Annotated in this window: 17 protein-coding genes and 1 pseudogene; 2 read left to right on the forward strand and 16 right to left on the reverse strand. The window is 44.8% G+C overall.

All coding sequences use genetic code 11. The features are described from left to right. Both istA and istB read left to right on the forward strand, forming a co-directional pair. A pseudogene (gene istA / locus PG887_RS18710) lies at window positions 1-873 on the forward strand (IS21-like element ISAs29 family transposase); the annotation flags it as partial. 14 nt (window positions 874-887) lie between these two features. Continuing rightward, window positions 888-1,643 carry an IS21-like element ISAs29 family helper ATPase IstB gene (gene istB, locus PG887_RS18715; protein ID WP_000194038.1) on the forward strand — a complete coding sequence of 252 codons (756 nt, stop codon included), beginning with the start codon at window positions 888-890 and terminating at the stop codon, window positions 1,641-1,643. A 94-nt stretch (window positions 1,644-1,737) separates the two neighbouring features. Here istB and PG887_RS18720 read toward each other — a convergent pair whose 3' ends face one another. The 16 genes from PG887_RS18720 to rfbB form a co-directional block, all read right to left on the reverse strand. Then, the gene (locus PG887_RS18720; RefSeq protein ID WP_270822553.1) at window positions 1,738-3,453 is read right to left on the reverse strand and encodes a PglL family O-oligosaccharyltransferase; all 1,716 of its coding nucleotides are present in this window, start codon (window positions 3,451-3,453) and stop codon (window positions 1,738-1,740) included. Window positions 3,454-3,543: 90 nt separating this feature from the next. Continuing rightward, window positions 3,544-4,623 carry an LPS O-antigen chain length determinant protein WzzB gene (locus PG887_RS18725; RefSeq protein ID WP_270822554.1) on the reverse strand — a complete coding sequence of 360 codons (1,080 nt, stop codon included), beginning with the start codon at window positions 4,621-4,623 and terminating at the stop codon, window positions 3,544-3,546. A 24-nt stretch (window positions 4,624-4,647) separates the two neighbouring features. Further along, window positions 4,648-5,181: a dTDP-4-dehydrorhamnose 3,5-epimerase gene (gene rfbC / locus PG887_RS18730; protein WP_270822555.1), complete on the reverse strand. Its 534-nt coding sequence runs from the start codon at window positions 5,179-5,181 to the stop codon at window positions 4,648-4,650. Between the two features lie 30 nt (window positions 5,182-5,211). Next, the gene (gene rfbD, locus PG887_RS18735; RefSeq protein WP_270822556.1) at window positions 5,212-6,111 is read right to left on the reverse strand and encodes a dTDP-4-dehydrorhamnose reductase; all 900 of its coding nucleotides are present in this window, start codon (window positions 6,109-6,111) and stop codon (window positions 5,212-5,214) included. After that, window positions 6,098-7,150 (reverse strand): UDP-N-acetylglucosamine--undecaprenyl-phosphate N-acetylglucosaminephosphotransferase, encoded by a 1,053-nt coding sequence (gene wecA, locus PG887_RS18740; protein WP_270822558.1) that lies wholly within the window; start codon window positions 7,148-7,150, stop codon window positions 6,098-6,100. The genes rfbD and wecA overlap by 14 nt, the downstream gene beginning before the upstream one ends. Window positions 7,151-7,294: 144 nt before the next feature. Beyond that, window positions 7,295-8,014, reverse strand: a complete 720-nt coding sequence (locus PG887_RS18745; protein ID WP_270822559.1) for a WecB/TagA/CpsF family glycosyltransferase — start codon at window positions 8,012-8,014, stop codon at window positions 7,295-7,297. Then, window positions 8,004-8,930 carry a glycosyltransferase family 4 protein gene (locus PG887_RS18750; protein WP_270822560.1) on the reverse strand — a complete coding sequence of 309 codons (927 nt, stop codon included), beginning with the start codon at window positions 8,928-8,930 and terminating at the stop codon, window positions 8,004-8,006. Before PG887_RS18750 ends, PG887_RS18745 begins: the two co-directional genes overlap by 11 nt. Then, window positions 8,890-9,852 carry an O-antigen ligase family protein gene (locus tag PG887_RS18755; RefSeq protein ID WP_270822562.1) on the reverse strand — a complete coding sequence of 321 codons (963 nt, stop codon included), beginning with the start codon at window positions 9,850-9,852 and terminating at the stop codon, window positions 8,890-8,892. Before PG887_RS18755 ends, PG887_RS18750 begins: the two co-directional genes overlap by 41 nt. Before the next feature lie 310 nt (window positions 9,853-10,162). Continuing rightward, window positions 10,163-11,398, reverse strand: coding sequence for a glycosyltransferase (locus tag PG887_RS18760; protein ID WP_270822563.1), 1,236 nt, complete (start codon window positions 11,396-11,398; stop codon window positions 10,163-10,165). Further along, window positions 11,382-12,641 carry an oligosaccharide flippase family protein gene (locus PG887_RS18765; RefSeq protein ID WP_270822565.1) on the reverse strand — a complete coding sequence of 420 codons (1,260 nt, stop codon included), beginning with the start codon at window positions 12,639-12,641 and terminating at the stop codon, window positions 11,382-11,384. Before PG887_RS18765 ends, PG887_RS18760 begins: the two co-directional genes overlap by 17 nt. Next, window positions 12,635-13,753, reverse strand: coding sequence for a dTDP-4-amino-4,6-dideoxygalactose transaminase (gene rffA, locus PG887_RS18770; RefSeq protein ID WP_270822567.1), 1,119 nt, complete (start codon window positions 13,751-13,753; stop codon window positions 12,635-12,637). The genes PG887_RS18765 and rffA overlap by 7 nt, the downstream gene beginning before the upstream one ends. Further along, window positions 13,734-14,435, reverse strand: coding sequence for a GNAT family N-acetyltransferase (locus PG887_RS18775; protein WP_270822569.1), 702 nt, complete (start codon window positions 14,433-14,435; stop codon window positions 13,734-13,736). Before PG887_RS18775 ends, rffA begins: the two co-directional genes overlap by 20 nt. Next, entirely contained in the window at window positions 14,432-15,298 is an 867-nt protein-coding gene (gene rfbA, locus PG887_RS18780) for a glucose-1-phosphate thymidylyltransferase RfbA (protein ID WP_270822570.1), read from the reverse strand. Before rfbA ends, PG887_RS18775 begins: the two co-directional genes overlap by 4 nt. A gap of 111 nt (window positions 15,299-15,409) precedes the next feature. After that, on the reverse strand, window positions 15,410-16,678 hold the full coding sequence (wecC, locus tag PG887_RS18785; RefSeq protein ID WP_270822571.1) for a UDP-N-acetyl-D-mannosamine dehydrogenase: 1,269 nt from the start codon (window positions 16,676-16,678) through the stop codon (window positions 15,410-15,412). A 23-nt stretch (window positions 16,679-16,701) separates the two neighbouring features. Next, window positions 16,702-17,826, reverse strand: a complete 1,125-nt coding sequence (wecB, locus tag PG887_RS18790; protein ID WP_270822573.1) for a non-hydrolyzing UDP-N-acetylglucosamine 2-epimerase — start codon at window positions 17,824-17,826, stop codon at window positions 16,702-16,704. A gap of 89 nt (window positions 17,827-17,915) precedes the next feature. Continuing rightward, on the reverse strand, window positions 17,916-18,998 hold the full coding sequence (gene rfbB / locus PG887_RS18795) for a dTDP-glucose 4,6-dehydratase (RefSeq protein ID WP_270822574.1): 1,083 nt from the start codon (window positions 18,996-18,998) through the stop codon (window positions 17,916-17,918). Window positions 18,999-19,460: the final 462 nt, after the last annotated feature.

Below are 19,460 nucleotides of genomic sequence, written 5' to 3' on the forward strand. Positions count from 1 at the left end.
TGCCGATACGATCCCGAGCTCAACCCCAGCTACCAGCAGTTGGCCGAGCACTATCAGGTGGCGGTGATGCCAGCTCGTCCTTACAAGCCCAAGGACAAGGCCAAGGCGGAGGTGGGTGTGCAGATCGTCGAGCGCTGGATCCTGGCCCGTCTACGCCATCAGACCTTCTTCTCGCTTGCCGAACTCAACCAGTGCATCCGTGCCTTGCTGAACGAACTCAACGAGCGTCCGTTCAAGCAACTGCCCGGTAACCGACGTGACGCATTTGAGCAGTTGGACCGCCCGGCACTGGGACCACTGCCGGTGCATCCCTATCGCTATGTCGCCATCAAAACGGTCAAGGTCAACATCGACTATCACGTCAGCTATGAGCAGCACCATTACTCGGTGCCACACCAGTATGTGGGTCAGCAACTGGAGCTCCATGCAGGCGACACACTGCTTCAGGTCTATCACCAGCAACAGCTGGTCGCGAGCCATCCACGTAAAACCATCCCGGGGATGAGCACGCTCCCTGAGCACATGCCGGAACGTCACAGCAAGCAGCAACGCTGGACCCCAGGGCGTCTTAAACAGTGGGCTGCTGACATCGGACCGAGCACCTTGTGCTGGGTTAGCGAACGGTTGGAAGAGAAAGCCCATGCCGAGCAGGCATACCGACTCTGCCTGGGGCTGCTGAGTCTTAGCCGGGAGTATCCGCCATCACGGGTTGAAGCCTGTTGCCAGTTGGCCAACCGGGAAGGTCTGGTGCGACTCAAACAGCTCAAGTCGGTGCTGACCAGTGGCCGCGACCAACTGCCCGCAAGCCCGCTGAGCTACCCAGAGTTACCGCAAGAGCACGAGAACATCCGTGGCCCCCAGAGCTTCCACTAAAGAGGATACGCCCCATGACCCAACAAACCCTGACCCGCCTGAGAAACCTGAAACTGACCGGCATGGCGGATGCCGTGCAACAACAACTGGAACATGCGAGTACCTACGAAGGGCTGCCCTTCATCGAGCGGCTAAGCCTGCTGGTCGAACACGAACAACTGAGCCGGGAGCAGCGTAAGCAAACTCGGCTGGTCAAGCAGGCAAGGCTCAAACTCCAGGCCACGGTGCAGGAGCTGGACTACCAGTCAGCACGCAACCTGGAGCGGTCACAGGTAGCAAACCTGGCCCAAGGAGAGTGGCTGCGCCGGGGCCAGAACCTGCTCATTACCGGCCCCTGTGGCTGTGGAAAAACCTACCTGGCTTGTGCGCTGGGCTACCAAGCCTGTCAGCAAGGGCATAGCACTCGTTACTACCGGCTGCCACGTCTGCTGCTTGAGCTGAGCCAGGCCAAGGTAGATGGCAGTTACGCCAGACTGTTGGGTCAACTGGCAAGGATAGAGCTGCTGATCCTGGATGACTGGGGACTGGAAGCGGTGAGTGCCGAACAGCGCAACGCACTGCTGGAGATCATGGATGATCGGTATGGGAAATACTCGACGATAGTGGTCAGTCAGCTGCCAACTGAAGAGTGGTACGCGAGCTTGGGTGACAACACCCTGGCAGATGCGATCCTGGACCGGCTGATGCACAACGCTCACCGGCTGTCACTGAAGGGAGAATCGATGAGGAAGAGGAGAAGTGAGTTGACCCAATCTGAACAGTCGAGTTAGAAACGAGATGACGTGAGCGCGTTAAGGATCAGGGTGTTCACGTTGGCCGGAATGGCTGTTCAACTTCGCCGGAATACGCAGCTGTCACTCCGGACTATGAAGAGGGCTTGCGCTCCAGGGTCGCGGCAACGGATCTCGCCGCCGAGCCGGTGAGCAAGGGCTCACCCGGATAAAGCACCAGGGCCTCGGCCCGCAGGCGATCGGCCTCCTCACGCCTCCCCAGGGCATTGAGGGCGATCACCATGTTGGCGTAAATATTGGCCCTGGGGGTATGGCGCACGAACCCCTGTCCCCAGTCGAGATAGGCCTCCAGCTCCCCCTTGTTGTTGCTCTGCAGGCCCACCATCAGCCGCACCGCGTTCACGTCAAACTCCACCCGGGTCAGCCAGGCCATGGGATTGACGATGTCGAGCAGAAGCGCCGGCTGCTTGTAACCGCCCCGCTCATACTTGGTCACCACCCAGGCGGTGTGCAGGGCCGTCAGCATAAAGGGCACGACTATGAGGGGAATGGCGATGGCCGCGAAGCGCAGCAAGAGCCAGGGGCGACAGACATGCTCCCGCCAGTTGGCGTGGCCGGCCAGCCCCTCCTCCTCCACTTCCGCATCCACCACATGGATGAGCAACAGCAGCGCCCACCACAGGGCAATGGCGTGGTAGAAGGGATATTCGGTCTGGGTATGCAGCAGGATGGGCGTGACCAGGGCCAGCAAGGCCGCCCCCCTGACGATGCCAGCACGACCCAGCCGCCACAGCAGGGCGACCCCCATCAGCACCATGCCGAGCATGGGGGCCAGCCCCCCCTCCACCGCCCAGTAGAGAAACTCGTTGTGGGGGTGATCCAGGTTGTATTCGATCTGCACCATGGCGGGGTTCAGCGCCTTGTCGGCCATGTAGTGCTGAAGAAAAACGGACTCGAAGCTGCCGTAGCCCCAGCCGGTCCAGGGTGCCTCGGCGATGAGCCTGGCAGCATAGGGCCAGTAGACCGAGCGCATGCCGCCGGATTGATAGATTTCAAGACCCCGTTTGACCCCCGATAATCCGTAGAGAGATAGCAGCCCCAAGGCTATGCCCAACCCAACCAGCGCCAGAACCCTGCCCAACTGGTGCTGGCGATAGAGCTGCGGAACAAGCAGGGACAGTGCCAGCAGCCCACCCAGTTGCCCCACACGCGACTGCAGCACCACCAGCAACACCGACGTCGCGAGGATCACGCCATAACGCAACCCTTTGAGCCAGGGGTTGGCGTGCCCCCTCATCTCCAGCCAGATGGCCAGCGACAGACCAGTCGCCATGAAGCTCGCCATCACGTTGGGTTGCTGGAAGATGCCGTAGGGGCGGTTGACCTTGGTGTCATAGCCCAGCCAGTTGCCCGGCACCAGCAGGTAGTACTGCACCAGGCCGAGCAGCGCCTCTATGGCGACGGCACCCAGCAGCAGATAGAGCAGCCGGTCGCGCGCGCCGCGATCCAGCCGCCACTGGTAGAGGCTGGCGAGGAACAGCAGGCCGGCAAACAGCCCCAGCAGCCGGGGAATGGCATAATCCTTGAGCGCGAAGCCGGGATAGGCCATGGGCAGCAACAGCAGCAAGCCGCCAAGCCACAGGGCCGTCAGCAGCGGCGAGACCATCAGCCGCTGGTTGAGGGTGACCTGCCACAGCCCCAGGGCCATCACCAGGCTCGCGAAGATCCAGCCCCAGGCGTTGAACGGCAGGTAGAGCCCGGCCCCGCCGGGGTTGTGCATAAAGAAATGCATACCCAGCAGCCAGTACAGCACGCTGATCACCCCAAAGGCCCTTGCTGTTGACGTCATCTTCCCTGACCTCCATGCATTCATGTTCATAACACTATCCCCCAGGCAACAAAAAGGGGGCCGAGCCCCCTTTGATGCACTTGGCATCGATTATGCATGTTCTGGCTCGGGCTTGCGAAACGCATGGCGCACCAGCACTATGCCCACCCCCAGCATGCCGCCGAGCAGGGTGGCCAGCACCACGACCAAGGGGCGCTTGGGCTTGTCGCGAGTCAGAGGCTCATCGGGGGCATCCAGATAAGAGAAGGGGCGGAAGCTTATTCCTTCTAAAGAAATTTGTTTCAAGCGTGCCATCTGTACCTTTAACTTTGGTAACTCAGGCTTGTAGAGTTCAATATCAAGAGATTTGAGCAAAGCGAGTCTTTCATCCAATCCCTTAGTTCCCAGCGAGATTGAGAAACGTTCACGACTGTCGTAGTTTTCTAACGGAGCACTGACTCCTGCTGCCTTAGCAATGCTGTTGGCTAATGCCGTCTCAGAAACATCCTGTTTCAGAGCGCGCTTGGCATCTTCCTGCATCAGCACATATCGGGTAGAGATCCCCTCCAGTTGGAGCACACGCTCTTCACTGAGTCGGTGAACCACCTTCTGTTGCTGTAACTTGATGATGTAATCGATATAACCTTCTAACATTACCAAGGAGCCCTCAGCTGTAGGGGCTGAGAAGCTGATCTCAATACCCGGAACCTCCCCCTTCTTGTCTACAGGTGCGGCTGACATCAGTTTGGCCCAGTCACGCAGCCAGCGCCGACGAGCCTTATCATCAAGTCCCAACTCTTCTACCTGCTCGGCAAACAGTGGGCTTGCTTTCAAATATTCCCGACGATTTTCGTAAGCATTAAATTCCTGAATAAACTCTTGATAAAGAACCTTACCACTAGGGAACCCCTTAAGTCCCAAGGCTTCGGCTTGTATCGCAACCTTGCGCATTGGCAACAAATCTTCCGGCTTGGGAGCCGTGATCACCGCCTTGGTAGACCACTGCTCGGGAGCACTCAATGCATAAACAACCCCAAAAACAGCAAACAGTACTGTGAGGATAATGATCAGCATCTTCTGCCGCCACAGCACTAGCGCGAGCTCGCGCAGATCGAGCTCCTCGCTGGATGAAGACTGCCAACCTTGCAGCAATTGGGCATCAGATTTGGAGGTTATCTCTTTATTAGTCATAACGACACTCATTTCCTAATAAGTTCAGGGAAGGCCTAAAGGTGCCTGACGATCTCTATCAGATAAAATCAGGGGCATATCAGCTATCAGAGGCCAAACAATAGCCAGTGCAGGTTCAGCCCAATTAAGTGTGCGCTCATCTTCAGGATTGTAATAGTCTGTACATTTATAAAGCACATGAGCCCATTCAGTTAACACGTAGAACCCATGAGCAAAACCAGGGGGAATCCATAAAGAAATAGCTTCCTCTGCGGAAAGCAACTGCCCAACCCATTGACCATATGTTGGACTCTCTCGACGCAGATCGACCGCCACATCAAAGATAGTCCCAGAAAGAGATTGTACTAGTTTACCTTGTGACTGCTCCCCCTGGTAGTGCAATCCGCGTAGTGTTCCTTGTTTGGACCGACTTAAGTTCTCCTGCACGAAGGAAAAGTCACCACAATACCTTACAAACTCGCTTTGGCGAAATAATTCCATCAATTCACCACGCTCATCTCTATGAAGAGTGTGGTGAATTAATTTAACATCAGGAATGGAAAGTGGTTCAAATTTCATTCAATCATCTATCATTTAATGAAGCTAATTTCATTGCTCTTTCACCAATAACTGAAGTGTGTCTCTTACTCCAATTTTCCAAAATGGCAAACTCAGACCAAAAGTTTGACAAAAACGACTTGCATCAAGCCGAGAGTTTAAAGGTCTGGGAGCAGCACTCACATAATCACCACTCGCTATTGGAATGATAGCAGGCACTTTATTCAATATCCCCATATTATAAGCCTCCTTAAAAATAAAATCGGCATAGTGGTACCAACTTACAAATCCTGAGGCAGCGACATGGTAAGTACCATCCAAACCCGGATTATCAAGCGACATTGTAATGGCTCGGAGTGTTACAGCGGCCAACATAGCCGCTGATGTGGGTGACCCAATTTGATCGCAGATCACGGGCAAAGAATCTTTTTCCAGTCCTAGACACAACACTGTTTTCAAAAAATTGTGCCTGTGAGGACTATGCAGCCAGCTAGTTCTGAGTATTAGATGGCGGCAACCACTATCCAAAATAGCCTGCTCACCCCGCCACTTGCTGAGGCCATACACATTGAGAGGAGCTGGCGCATCATCCTCCCGCCACGCTCTATTTCCACTGCCATCAAAGACATAGTCAGTAGAAAAATGAACCAATAAGGCCCCCACTCTCTTGGCTGCGGAGGCTAATGCCTCCACCGCCAGAGAATTTATCTGATAAGCCAACATTGGTTTAGTCTCAGCCTGGTCGACTTGGGTATAGGCAACTGTGTTGATTATCACTTTTGGCCGACACTGCATCACCAAGTCGGCTAGTTTTTCAGGAGCAAGAAAATCGACATCCATTCGATTAGGAAAGCATGCAACCCTGTTATCGGTCAAATAGAGAAACGTCAGCCCTAACTGCCCCGTGCCACCCAATATAAGTTGGTGTACTTGGTTATCAAAGTGGCTCATTGGCAGTCTTGGGTCGGATTCTGGCGAGAATACGCCAAATATTGCTAATCAATTGATAATAAAAAATAAAGACCAGAATAAAGAGGAGTAAACTGATCCATTCCGGTACAGCGCCATATTCAAGTCCAATCCCTACTGCAGCAAGTAAAGAAGCAATACTGCAAATCACAATCAATGCCTGATGCGACGAAAGCCCAGCCCTCATGCAGATATGATGTAGATGTTCGCGATCCGGCTTGAAAGGTGAAACCCCCTTGCGAATACGTCGCACCATTATGCAAGTCATATCCATAAGAGGAATCGCAATCAGCCAAAGCGCCGTAACCGGGTTCATCTGTGCTTTAGGCCCTTGAGTACCCTGCAACAAAACCCAGATCACTGTAAAACCGATTAGCATACTCCCCGCGTCTCCCATGAAGACTTTTTTTCGCACTCCAAATGGAAAACCTAAATTTAATAATATATAGGGAAGAACTACGATCATCATCATCAGACAGAAACGAGCCAGCGGTAATTGATGATCAACATAATTAATGTAAGATAGCGCCCCAAAAGTAACCATGGTTAACCCACCGAGCAACCCATCGATACCATCGACCATATTGAACGCATTGATCGCGCCGAGCACAGCAAAAACAGTAACTATATATCCTAAGGGCCCTAATGTTAGTTCGAATCCTAAAAGGACCCCCCCCAAGCTTTTTAAAGATAGGCCAGCACCAAAGATCATTGCGCAAGAAATTAATATCTGAACTACCAAACGAATCCGGTAATCGACATCATACTTGTCATCAATCGCCCCCATGATTACTAGTACAGAGGCACAAAGAACATAAATATCAGAGTTTGCTAACAGTTCCTGCTTAAACCATAGTGCTAGCATCAACGTAAAATAGATAGATATACCACCAACAAGAGGAACCATACCTTGATGCAACTTCCGCTCATTAGGGCGATCAACCAAGTTAATTTTTTTTGCTACTACTCTTGCAATCCATAGTACGAAAAGCGCAGTAAAAAATAGGGCTATATATTCCATAAAATATAACTCACAATTCATAACAGTCACGTAGAGACTCAAAGAACCTAACAATATACATTGCTAGTTCGTAAGTATAAAAAAAACACCTCTCAAAACTCAAAGCACTACAAAAAGATTCTCTTATATAAAAGATATCAAAAATCAAAGCTTACCTGTTTTCCATAAAGTATAAAAACGAATTAATTTTGACTGCCTGAATATTCTTTGTGGTTGCAATAACAGCCTAAAAGCCCATTCTAAATTCAATGCCTGGAAAAACTTAGGTGCGCGAATGACCTCTCCGGTGAATACATCATAGGTTCCTCCAACTCCCATGAAAAATGCCTGAACACCACTATTCAGACACTTTTGGATAAGCTTTTCTTGCCTCGGAGAACCCATGGCAATGGAGACGAATTGAGCGCCAGATTGCTTTATCATATCTATAACTAATTTCTCATCATCAAAATAACCATTTTGCCTCCCAACCAAGTTTACACCCAGGCTAGAAACTAGCTTTTCTGCTACATTTATTGAGACCGCTTCAGATGCACCGATAATATATACCGGAGTATTTTTCTCCGCTGCTCGCTTCATCAACTCCTCCCACAAATCACACCCAGGGATACGTGAGAAATTTTTAGAGTATTTTTCGTTTGTAGCTTTAACAACACCAATACCATCCATATAATTTAGTGTTGATAAAGACAATATATTTCTTAAGACATCGTCATCGATTGCTGTTATTATTTTTTCAGGATTTATTGCAACTGCATATGAAGCTTTTCCAAAAAGCTCACCAGATATTATCTCTCCAGCCTGTTCAATAGAATTAAACCCTGTTAGGGTTATACCACCTAGTTCTATCTTATCAATGTTCATATGTATCGAGTATCTTTCTAATAACATGTTCTTGTTTATATTGCCTGACGAAGACCGCATTTATTTTCTCACGCTTTCTATCATCCATAATAAAATCTATTTTTTCCGCGAGGAGTTGGTCTGACATACTCGCAAGAGAGTTTTCAAATCCAGATAGGATCAAGGGAACATCACCAACAGGGGTGGATACTACGGGAGTACCTAGAGCCAGTGCCTCTTTAATTGTCTGTGGTGACCCCTCATATATAGAGGTCATTACAACACACGCAGCACCACTTATACACTCTAGTACCTCCTCTCGCCCCATGTTTACTAAACATTTATAGCTAGGTTTATTGCGGGTCAACTCACAGACACGGAGAAAGCGTTGAAAGTTCTTTTCAGGACGCTCTGGGGAAGACGGAAATAGCACATAATCTTCTACAGGACGTTGAAATTGAGAATCGAAGAACTCATCAGAAATACCACATGGGATCCATATTACCTTTTCACCTAAGAAATCAAGCTCATGTTTGAGCTCCATACTCACAGCAATAACCCTATCAAACCATCGACTAACCCAACGAGAACCTCTAGTTACAATCTTGCTAGCGCCTAACACATCCGAACCATGCACAGTTAATATTAATCTAGCCCCATGAAAGCGAGCAAGAAAAAGTGCCGGAAGAATCACAAGAGCAGTCATTCCAAAATGGACATGAATAACATCAAACTTTTGAAATAAAACCTTCTTCAATACATCAAAAAGTAATTTTGGCCCATACTTAAAAACACCTCTTACTCCTGATGTATGCGCAACTGTCAGTTCACATGACTTAGTATTCTCTGTCGCCTCAACTTGTTCCTTTACAAATATACCAAAATATGGATGGTGTTTACATGGATACATGTTTGATACAACTAAAACTTTTAGCATCTAAACTCCTGAAGGCAGCGACAGAAACAAAAGAATACATAATCACAAAGTATAGTTGTGAAGGATATGAGCCTCCTAGCGATTCTATAAAAATAACAAAATAACAGCTCAGAACTAAGAAGATGAGCCTGGCTGGTATTTTATTTCTATTTTTAATAACCCTGTAGCAGGGATATAGCCAAAGAGCCAAATATACACCTCCACCTAAAAAACCATACTCGGCAATCACATGTGGCCAAAATGTATCCATAAGATAATTTGGTCCACCTAGCTCCATTGGCTGTAAGCCCATAACACTCTCATATCCGAGCTCAGTGTATATATTACTATAATTTGTCGCCGCATATGCACTTGCAAATGAACCAGGTCCAGTACCAAGAGGGAACTCTCGTTCGGCTAGCATGAGAGAATGTAAATACAATAATGTCCTGGCCGGTACATCTCCATCTAGAGAAAAATATGTTGAAAAAAGTAATGTGTATCGGTCCAATAGCCCACTATAAAAAAGAAATGCAGCCACTATAGATGCGGAAATTAAAATAAATATCGAAAAACAGAAATATCGAATGCCGCTTAGATTTTTAGCACCAAGAAATACAAAGAAAGAAAATAGCACCAATGCGGAAACAAGAATTGATTTTCTAGAAAAGGTTAACAAAATGCATATAAATAAAAGAAAAGCCAAGGCAACAAAAAGTTTGTTCTGCCTCAATTGGTAAATATATAGTGAAATACAAATAGCCAGCCCTATCGATACAAACAGATAGACAGAGCTCCCATTAAATAATGATGGTGTTGTTCTTAATATTGCGAATGGGTATTCAGGTTCAGCCACATATACACCACCTAAAAACTGAGCAAAAGAAACCAATATGGCCACAATCACGAATAACAAAAAATAGCCAAGAAAAAATGAAAACATACGTTCATCATGTATGACAGATCTAAAAAATATAGTAAAAAATAAAAACAAAAAGGAGTAGTATATCCCCCATAGAAATCTATCTAGTGAATCAAATGACATAACCGACAATAGCAATAAGAAAATTATTGAAAATAATTCAAAAAAATACAGATTGAATCTAAACTTTTTCTTCATCATCCATAGCATGGATAATATGAGTATAATAACAGAGTAAGCGGGAATTAAAAAAAACGAGTCAATCACTCCCTTAATAAACACTAGGGTGAACAAGCAAAAAATAAATATCATGTCTGACTTATATCGAGAATCAACCAAGCCTACTCCCCCCTTTCCTATTTATTTTATTATATAAGGATGTGAAAAACGATGAGAATACATACATCAAAAAGCTAAATTTTGGTTGTTCTATTTCATTCCTAACATTATAAAAAACATTTACATTATTGCTGAGTGAAAAAATTTTTGATTTATTTTTTGAAGCTTCTGACAACACAGCCAAGTCATAATTTAAAAGTTCAAAGATCAGCTCATGATATTCATACTCATGATCAGAGCTTGACTCGTTATAATCGAAACCACTAATGTTATGGAAGAAACCAGAACTGGTTTTTGATGATTCAGTTCCAACAATACTGACCATCCCTAGGCTTGCTGCTTCCACAATCGCTGTACCGGAACCAACAAAACACCAACAATCCTCCAAGACAGATGAAAAGTCACTATATTCTATATTACCATGAAAATGAACTATATCTGCCAAGTTCAATGAATCCGCAAGCTTCTCAAGATTCTTCCTTTCTGGACCATCACCATAGATGTGATATTCAATCTGAGGAATAACTGTTCGAATATGAGGTAACGCGCGAATGACATTTTCATTATAGGTCTTAAAGTCAACCAATCGACCAATACTCACTAATTTACCAAATTTAGCATGTGCTGTAATTTTTTTTTCCCCAGATTCGATAACCCCAAGAGGAAATACAGGAGATCGCTCAAAGTCAGTTGAAAAATATCCTTCCACTTCCTTTCGAGAAGCATAATTAAAAAATAGAATGTTCTCTTTTGGTAACCATGTAGAAAAAAGATATCGAGGAAAGCGAAGACTATATGATGTCGGTTCTCCTCCCCAAGTAAACAACTTAGAATGGTAGACACCGACACTAACTGCTATAGCAGACAAAATTCTATGAAGCCTCATCGCAACAACTAAAGTAATTTCATCTATCGCATGAACATGCCCTACATCTCCGAGGCGCTTTTTTACAGCTGACGCATTGAAGGGGATTAAGCTATTAATCCTAGGAGGCAATTGAAAATCTGTTCGTATAAAGGTTAACTCATCTAGGTAGATAACATTGGCATATAATAAAAACTGCTGTAACAAATAAGCACTATTTGAGCGACGAGATAAAACAAGAACAGACATCTTCTCATGATGCTGAAATAAATATTCCTTTGCCAATCGTAATGCATAGGTCTCGACACCACCCAATTCAATGGTATTTATAATAAAAAGTAGATTCTTATTTAGAACTATCATGACTGGCTTCTTTTTTAACGCTGGTCCGAATCAACAACAGAAATGACAAAATAACAATGACAGTATAGGCTGCATATGTTAGAAAATTCGCCATGCCCAACCCATTCAAGTCATGATGACCAAATGATGAAATCAAAAATATATAAATAGCTAATTGTGTAAACTGCAGAATAACATTAAAAACCAAGCGCCCTTCTATTAAAATATAATAAGCGATAGAAAATGCCAATATTTTAAAGAAATCCCCTAGTAACTGATATATAAACCCACTTTCATTTACCGCTGGTAAAAACTTTCCATCAAACACAAGAGTTACTAACCACTCTCTAAACAAATATATTAACAGCAAGGATGAAAAAGAGAAAATACATAGTTTAAATACTGAACGTAGAAAACCTTGCAACTTGTTTGAAGTGGATTGGGCAATCGATGGCACAAGAAAAACACTGAATAAAATATTGATAAATATCAAAAGTAGATCTGTAAAGCGTGTCATCACCCCCCAGTTGCCAATCAAATCCCAGTTATTCGTCTCCCCCAGCACACTGCGTAAATGGACTTGATATAAAGGTACAGAGACCAAGCCCAGCACCCCCATAGCTGAATACTTTAAGTGTGATTTAAACAAAAAACGTTCAGTTTTGGAGTTCACAGCCTTAATGATATTATTTCTATAATGACAGATGAAATATAATGCTGGTAATCCTGGCATGAAAATATATACATAGTTAGCATGCTTTATATTATTTAACGCAGTGACAAACAGCACAATACCGCCAATGAGCGGTGTAGATAGATTAGCAAACAATATTTTCTTAGTATCTCCATAAGCCGATGCTAACCCTGTAAATAGTGCGCTATATGCATACAAAAACAATGAGAAAGACAATAAATAGAGTAATGATGAGGAGTCATCGATATTAGGGAAAAGGACGTTTGATATAGGAACATTAAATAATAAAAAAGAAAGGCTAATGAGACAACAAAGTAAAGAAACCAGAACGAGTGATACTTTTAGAATCCGATGATCATCACCATTTCGTTTTAACAATGCAGCCATAGCATTCTGTGAGCCAAATGATACAAGAGCTGTTAGCAGGGCCATTACTGAAAATAGTTGATTATATACACCAAACTCCTCTTTCGTTCCATTTAAAGCAAATATTTTCCCCACCAGCAACGCACTGACAAGCTTTGTAAGTGTCAGTGCAGCTGATGTCACGTAGTGCCTTGCTTTTAACACAAGGCCTCCAACACTTCTTTTATAACAAGATCAATATCATCATCTGAGATGTTATAAAACAATGGCAGCCTAACCAGTCGTTCACTTTCTCTCGTGGTATAAACATCTTCACCGAAAAATCTTCCGAAGCGAGCCCCCGCCTCACAACTATGGAGAGGAACATAGTGGAAAGGTGTAGTGATGCCAGCACTTTTCATTTTTGAAATAAAATTAGAACGAGATTTCTTATTCTCCAACTTTATATAAAACATATGAGCATTATGTTGGCATTCAATTGGTATGTGTGGCAAGTTTAGACCAGAAAATGCATTATAATAACGCTTCCACAAAGCTATACGTCGCTCATTGATTTTCACCGACTTGTCCAATTGGGCATATAAGAAGGCTGCCTGTAGATCAGAAAGAAGAAAACTAGATCCTACATCGCGCCAAGTATACTTATCTACCTGCCCATCTAGAAATGCTTTTCTGTTTGTACCTTTTTCTCTTATTATTTCTGCACGCTCTATCAATGCAGGGTCATTGATGATAATCGCCCCACCTTCACCACCAGATGAATAATTTTTAGTTTCATGAAAGGAATAACATCCAATATGACCGATAGTTCCTAGGTATTTATTTTTATATTTAGCCATCACACCTTGGGCAGCATCTTCAATCACCCATAAATTATATTTCTTTGCCAACGTCATGATGACATCCATATCACAGCCGACACCAGCATAATGAACAGGCACAATTGCTTTTGTTTTATTCGTGATAGCCAACTCAATCAACTTTTCATCAATGTTCATTGTGTCTGGTCGAATATCCACAAAAACAACCTTCGCACCTCGTAAAACAAAAGCATTTGCAGTGGAGACGAAAGTATAAGAAGGCATGATGACTTCATCACCAGGCTGGATATCGATCAAGATTGCAGCCATCTCTAATGATGCAGTACATGATGGAGTAAGAAGAGAGAGAGGGGCATTAAAATTCTGCTCTAACCATGCCTGACATTTCTTAGTAAAATGACCATCACCGCATAGCCTCCCGCTATTAATAGCAAGATCGATATACTCAAGTTCTTTTCCGACAATGGGGGGAAGATTAAATGGTATGGATTTCATTTTTATATAACCAAATGGATGTGGAGGATGGAATAAAGCTATTTTTTGTATAAAGGCGTATGGCTGATATATTTGAGATCTGTGTCGATACACATATTTGATCTGCATTTTTTAGCATCGCGAACTCTTCTGCCTGAGAAAGCAAGTAAGATGCTACGCCGGATCGCTCGCTATTTTTTCGCACACCTAACAGACCTATCCTAGCCGACGATTCCGTGATCTTGACAGTAGCAAAGCCAGCAATAGCACCAACATTATCTTTACTGATAATACAGATATCATCAAAGGAGCCATTTACAGCGTTTTCAAGCCACATAAGGTAAAAAAGATCCCGTTCCTTCTCTCTAAACCAAGGCTCTCTGAATCTACTAAACCTATATAGTCCCTTGACAATGGCAGACAATTCTACTATGTCATTTGAAGTTGCTATCAACTCCTGATTAAAGTTATCACTTTCGATAAAGTTGATTTTCTTACAAAAATCGATATCCCCTTCTATATAGGAATAGCCAAATTTGCAAAGCGCATCTAACTTGTCGTAATCATGGCTGTCAATATTGCATGTTACCAAGCCATCAACACTATCAGAATGCAAACTGTGACTATCTTGTAATTCAGCAGAATATATTGCTCTCTTGAAAAAATTACTTTCCCATTCTTTTATAGAGTAAGTAATATTCATTTTTTCAATAGCTCTTCTAAATAAACACCATATCCGGTTTTTAGTAACGATTTAGATTTAATAAAGATATCTATGTCATTCAACCAACCGCTACGCCATGCTATTTCTTCAAGACATGCAACCTTTAATCCTTGACGCTGTTCAATAGTTTGGATGAATTGGCTTGCATCTAATAAAGAGTCATGTGTACCCGAATCCAGCCATGCGAATCCTCTTCCTAGCAATTGAACATTTAATTCATTAATAGATAAGTATTCCTGATTAATCGATGTTATTTCTAACTCGCCGCGCTCTGATGGATTTATAGACTTTGCAATATTTACAACATTGTTGTCATAAAAATACAGGCCAGTTATAGCCCAATTCGACTTCGGTTTAGCCGGTTTTTCTTCAATACTAATTGCTTGAAAGGACGAATCAAACTCAACTACACCAAATCGCTCCGGATCCTTAACTTGATAGCCGAATACAGTAGCACCTTTCAGAGAATCAACAGCCCCTTTCAGTTTGTCGGTTAAGCCTTGGCCATAGAAAATGTTATCTCCTAATACTAAGCAGACCGAATCTTTCCCGATAAACTCTTCACCTATAATGAAGGCTTCAGCAATGCCATTTGGTTTTTCTTGCACTGCATATTGAATAGCTATCCCAAAACTACTCCCATTTCCGAGTAGGCGTTTGAAACTTGCTTGATCCTCAGGAGTTGTTATTATCAGCACATCTCTTATCCCTGCTAGCATCAAAACGGACAGTGGATAGTAGATCATTGGTTTGTCATAGACTGGTAGTAATTGCTTAGAAACCCCCATAGTAATGGGATAAAGGCGAGTACCAGAGCCACCAGCAAGAATAATACCTTTCAATTATCTAACCTTCTCATAAGGAATGATTAAAAGGCCATATATCCATCAATTTATATTATTGATAATAGCTGACCTAAGTATTCACATCACGTAATATAATGTGGCTTTTACTTACCAAATTCCTTTGGTATCAATAACTAAATCCAAACCGGATGAATCAATTTCATAAAATGATTTATGGTTTACCAGCATCACATGAATGTTTGATTCTGTTAATGCTTGGTCAGCGGATACAAGATTTTGCCCAGCCAGTTTTTTGGGCAGCTGAGTGATATTTGGCTCGACTAACAGAACTTTACCACTATGCATGTCGATTATGGCTTTTGCTATATCGAGTGACGGGCTTTCTCTCAAGTCATCTATATCTGGCTTGAACGCCAAACCGTAACAAGCAATGGTAACATCTGTAGCAGTTTTAGTTGGATTTGCTTGCAGGTAATCCGTTATTGCCAATTTAACCTTATCTATCACCCACTCAGGCTTGCTATCATTGACAGTGCGAGCTGTGTGGATCAATCGAGCCTGTTCAGGTGTTTTACTTACAATAAACCAAGGATCTACAGCGATACAGTGGCCTCCCACACCTGGACCTGGCTGCAAAATATTGACTCGAGGATGGCGATTGGCAAGGTTAATTAACTCCCATACATTAATATCCAATCGGTCACAGATCATCGAAAGCTCATTAGCGAATGCGATATTCACATCCCGAAAACTATTTTCAGTGAGCTTTGCCATCTCTGCAGTTCGTGCGTTGGTGACAATACAGTCACCTTCAACAAATATTTTATACAGTTCTACCGAACGAGAAGAGCATTTGGCCGACATACCGCCAATCACTCGATCATTCTGTACCAGCTCACGAACCACATGACCTGGTAATACTCGCTCAGGGCAATGGGCCACATTAATGTCAGCATTCTCCTGGACATCTTGGGGGAAAGTTAAATCCGGGCGGGCAGCGGACAGCCAAGCTGCAACTTGCTCAGTCGCACCTACAGGGGAAGTCGACTCCAGAATAACCAAATCACCCTTTTTCAACACAGGAGCAATAGCTCGGCATGCCGACTCAATATAACTGAGATCAGGAGCAGGCACCTCACCCACGATGCAAGGTAGAAAAGGTGTCGGTACTGCAATCAAAAATGCATCGGCAGGTTTGGGGGTATTGACTGCTGTCAAATATCCATTAGCTACAGCAGCCTGTACCAACAGGTCAAGTTCAGGTTCAACAATGTGAATCTTCCCCTGATTTATCGTGTCCACAGCATGCTGATTAACGTCGACACCAATTACTCTCACTTTACGTGAAGCAAACATCGCTGCAGTCGGCAAACCAATATATCCCAAACCGACAACTGAAATAGTATTGAAAGACATTGCTTTTTCCTGATAGGTTAAATTCAATCTGCCAATTTATTCAAAATTCTGGTGCAAGCCGCACCATCACCATACGGATTGTGCGCTACGCTCATTTTCTGGTATGCAATATCATCATCCAACAAGAGTGTTAGTTCCGACACTATTTTATCAATATCAGTGCCAACTAACCTTACGGTACCAGCGGAAACGGCCTCAGGGCGCTCTGTCGTATCACGCATCACCAGTACTGGTTTACCTAGAGCAGGAGCCTCTTCCTGAATACCTCCAGAGTCCGTCAATATGACATGAGATTGCATCATCAGGTAAATAAATGGTAGATACTCTTGGGGCTCAATAAGAATTATATTCTCAACCTTCCCCAATATACGACTTACCGGCTCGCGGACATTGGGATTGAGATGCATAGGATACACAATTTGTACATTAGGGTTGGCATTTGCTGTGATAGCCAATGCTTCACAGATACGTTCAAACCCCCCACCGAAACTTTCACGGCGATGACCTGTTACTAGTACCAGTTTTTTGCTCTCTCTTAGGAACGGAAACTGTGCCGCAAGACTGGCATTAAGACCGGGATCATTGTCAATTTTAGCTTTCACTAGCAATAGAGCATCAATAACTGTATTGCCGGTTACAAAAATATTACTCTCGGCATAGTTTTCCACTATCAAATTACACTTAGATGTCTCTGTTGGTGCAAAGTGATATTTCGCTAAAGCTCCGGTTAACTTACGGTTAGCTTCTTCCGGCCATGGAGAATATATATTTCCCGTTCGAAGACCAGCTTCAACATGGCCGACCGAAATTTGTTCATAATAGGCAGCAAGGCTGGCAGCAAATGTTGTAGCTGTATCACCATGGACCAATACAACGTCAGGTTTAAAACTCTGTAAAACAGGCTTAATCTCTAACAATATTCTAGCTGTAATCTCATTGAGCGTCTGCCCTGACTGCATCAAATTCAGGTCAAAATCAGGGGTTATTTCAAACAATTCTAAAACCTGATCCAACATTTCTCGATGCTGTGCCGTCACACATACTTTAGATTCGAAGCGGTCATCAGCAGACAATGCGTGCACTAATGGAGCCATTTTTATCGCTTCGGGTCTAGTGCCAAACACTGTCAGGACCTTCTTCTTGCTCATACCCTATTCCTGTTATTAGCTACAAAGACTCAAAATATCAATAATCTCATGCAACATATGAGCTGATATATTTCTATTTACGTAAAGAATCAGTTATTCCCATACTGCTTAGTGATCCACGATTGATAATTGCCATTTTTGACGTTGTTGACCCATTCAGTGTGCTCTAGATACCACTGTAGCGTCTTGCGAAGACCAGTTTCAAAAGTCTCTTGCGGTTGCCAGGCAAGCTCGGCGCTCATCTTGCTGGCGTCAATGGCATAACGGCGATCATGACCGGGGCGGTCAGCCACATAGGTGATTTGCTCGCGATAGGAACCAGACTTGGGCACCATCTCATCCAGCAGATCACAGATGGTATGAACGACGTCCAGATTCTGTTTCTCGTTATGACCGCCGATGTTGTAAGTCTCGCCGATCACACCTGTGGTGACCACGGTATAGAGCGCGCGGGCGTGATCTTCCACATAGAGCCAGTCACGGATCTGGTCGCCCTTGCCATAGACAGGCAGCGGCTTGCCATCCAGCGCATTGAGGATGACCAGCGGGATCAGCTTCTCGGGGAAGTGGAACGGGCCATAGTTGTTGGAACAGTTGGTAACGATGGTCGGCAGGCCGTAAGTACGGCGCCAGGCGCGCACCAGATGGTCACTGGAGGCCTTGGAGGCAGAATAGGGGCTACTGGGGGCATAAGGCGTGGTTTCGGTGAACAGAGGCAACACTGTACCAGCAGCGACTTCATCTGGATGGGGAAGGTCACCATACACCTCGTCGGTGGAGATGTGGTGGAAGCGGAAGGCCGCCTTGCGTACCTCGTCCAGATCGTTCCAATAGGCACGCGCCGCTTCCAGCAGCATATAGGTGCCGACGATATTGGTCTCGATGAAGTCGGCAGGACCTGTGATGGAGCGATCTACGTGGCTCTCGGCAGCCAGGTGCATCACGGCGTCCGGCTGGTGCAGGTCAAACACCCGATCCAGTTCGGCACGGTTGCAGATATCCACCTGCTCAAAAGCATAACGTTCACTGTTTGCGACACTGGCCAAGGATTCCAGGTTGCCCGCATAGGTGAGTTTATCGAGGTTGATAACTGAGTCGTTGGTATCCTGGATGATATGGCGCACCACAGCCGAACCGATAAAACCGGCACCGCCGGTCACAAGGATCTTCATTGAAAGGTTCCTGATTGCAATCTAATGAAAAAGAGAATTCTGGTGATGTTGTGCTGTCTTATGGCGCCACAATTTGTCCAAGAGGAGAGGACGTGATTGTAGTGACACCTATTGAATATCAAAGGGTGGGCAACACTTAAAAATTAGTAAGAAAACAAAAGAGAATAATGCTGACGACCAAAGGCCCTCTACGGTGATCAGATCACTCAGGAGTGATACACATAGACAACAATTGATGCTACCGCCCTTGAGTTACAGCTCCCAACCTGCTGCCTTTAACCTGATTGTGCTCGCTGTTGGCCATCATCTCCTCCAGCTTCTTATTTTGATTGTTTTGATTGATGTTTAACAATGCCGTCGCATCACATTGTACATCTAGGCTGTCAACTAGGGAAGGTGCGAATAAGTCATATGGCACGAGAGCATTTACTGGTAACCCATTGATATTAAATGACTAAAATT

It is taken from the genome of Aeromonas sp. QDB14, from assembly GCF_027707845.1.
Taxonomy (GTDB): Bacteria; Pseudomonadota; Gammaproteobacteria; order Enterobacterales; family Aeromonadaceae; genus Aeromonas; species Aeromonas caviae.

What these genes read in the sequence shown, in the direction of transcription:
- rfbB (WP_270822574.1), bottom strand. Translation starts at nt 18,998, where the DNA reads ATGAAGATCCTTGTGACCGGCGGTGCCGGTTTTATCGGTTCGGCTGTG.
- rfbC (WP_270822555.1), bottom strand. Translation starts at nt 5,181, where the DNA reads ATGAAATTTGAACCACTTTCCATTCCTGATGTTAAATTAATTCACCAC.
- rfbD (WP_270822556.1), bottom strand. Translation starts at nt 6,111, where the DNA reads ATGAGCCACTTTGATAACCAAGTACACCAACTTATATTGGGTGGCACG.
- PG887_RS18745 (WP_270822559.1), bottom strand. Translation starts at nt 8,014, where the DNA reads ATGAACATTGATAAGATAGAACTAGGTGGTATAACCCTAACAGGGTTT.
- PG887_RS18750 (WP_270822560.1), bottom strand. Translation starts at nt 8,930, where the DNA reads ATGCTAAAAGTTTTAGTTGTATCAAACATGTATCCATGTAAACACCAT.
- PG887_RS18775 (WP_270822569.1), bottom strand. Translation starts at nt 14,435, where the DNA reads ATGAATATTACTTACTCTATAAAAGAATGGGAAAGTAATTTTTTCAAG.
- wecC (WP_270822571.1), bottom strand. Translation starts at nt 16,678, where the DNA reads ATGTCTTTCAATACTATTTCAGTTGTCGGTTTGGGATATATTGGTTTG.
- PG887_RS18755 (WP_270822562.1), bottom strand. Translation starts at nt 9,852, where the DNA reads ATGTTTTCATTTTTTCTTGGCTATTTTTTGTTATTCGTGATTGTGGCC.
- PG887_RS18725 (WP_270822554.1), bottom strand. Translation starts at nt 4,623, where the DNA reads ATGACTAATAAAGAGATAACCTCCAAATCTGATGCCCAATTGCTGCAA.
- rffA (WP_270822567.1), bottom strand. Translation starts at nt 13,753, where the DNA reads ATGAAATCCATACCATTTAATCTTCCCCCCATTGTCGGAAAAGAACTT.
- PG887_RS18720 (WP_270822553.1), bottom strand. Translation starts at nt 3,453, where the DNA reads ATGACGTCAACAGCAAGGGCCTTTGGGGTGATCAGCGTGCTGTACTGG.
- PG887_RS18760 (WP_270822563.1), bottom strand. Translation starts at nt 11,398, where the DNA reads ATGATAGTTCTAAATAAGAATCTACTTTTTATTATAAATACCATTGAA.
- istB (WP_000194038.1), top strand. Translation starts at nt 888, where the DNA reads ATGACCCAACAAACCCTGACCCGCCTGAGAAACCTGAAACTGACCGGC.
- wecA (WP_270822558.1), bottom strand. Translation starts at nt 7,150, where the DNA reads ATGGAATATATAGCCCTATTTTTTACTGCGCTTTTCGTACTATGGATT.
- wecB (WP_270822573.1), bottom strand. Translation starts at nt 17,826, where the DNA reads ATGAGCAAGAAGAAGGTCCTGACAGTGTTTGGCACTAGACCCGAAGCG.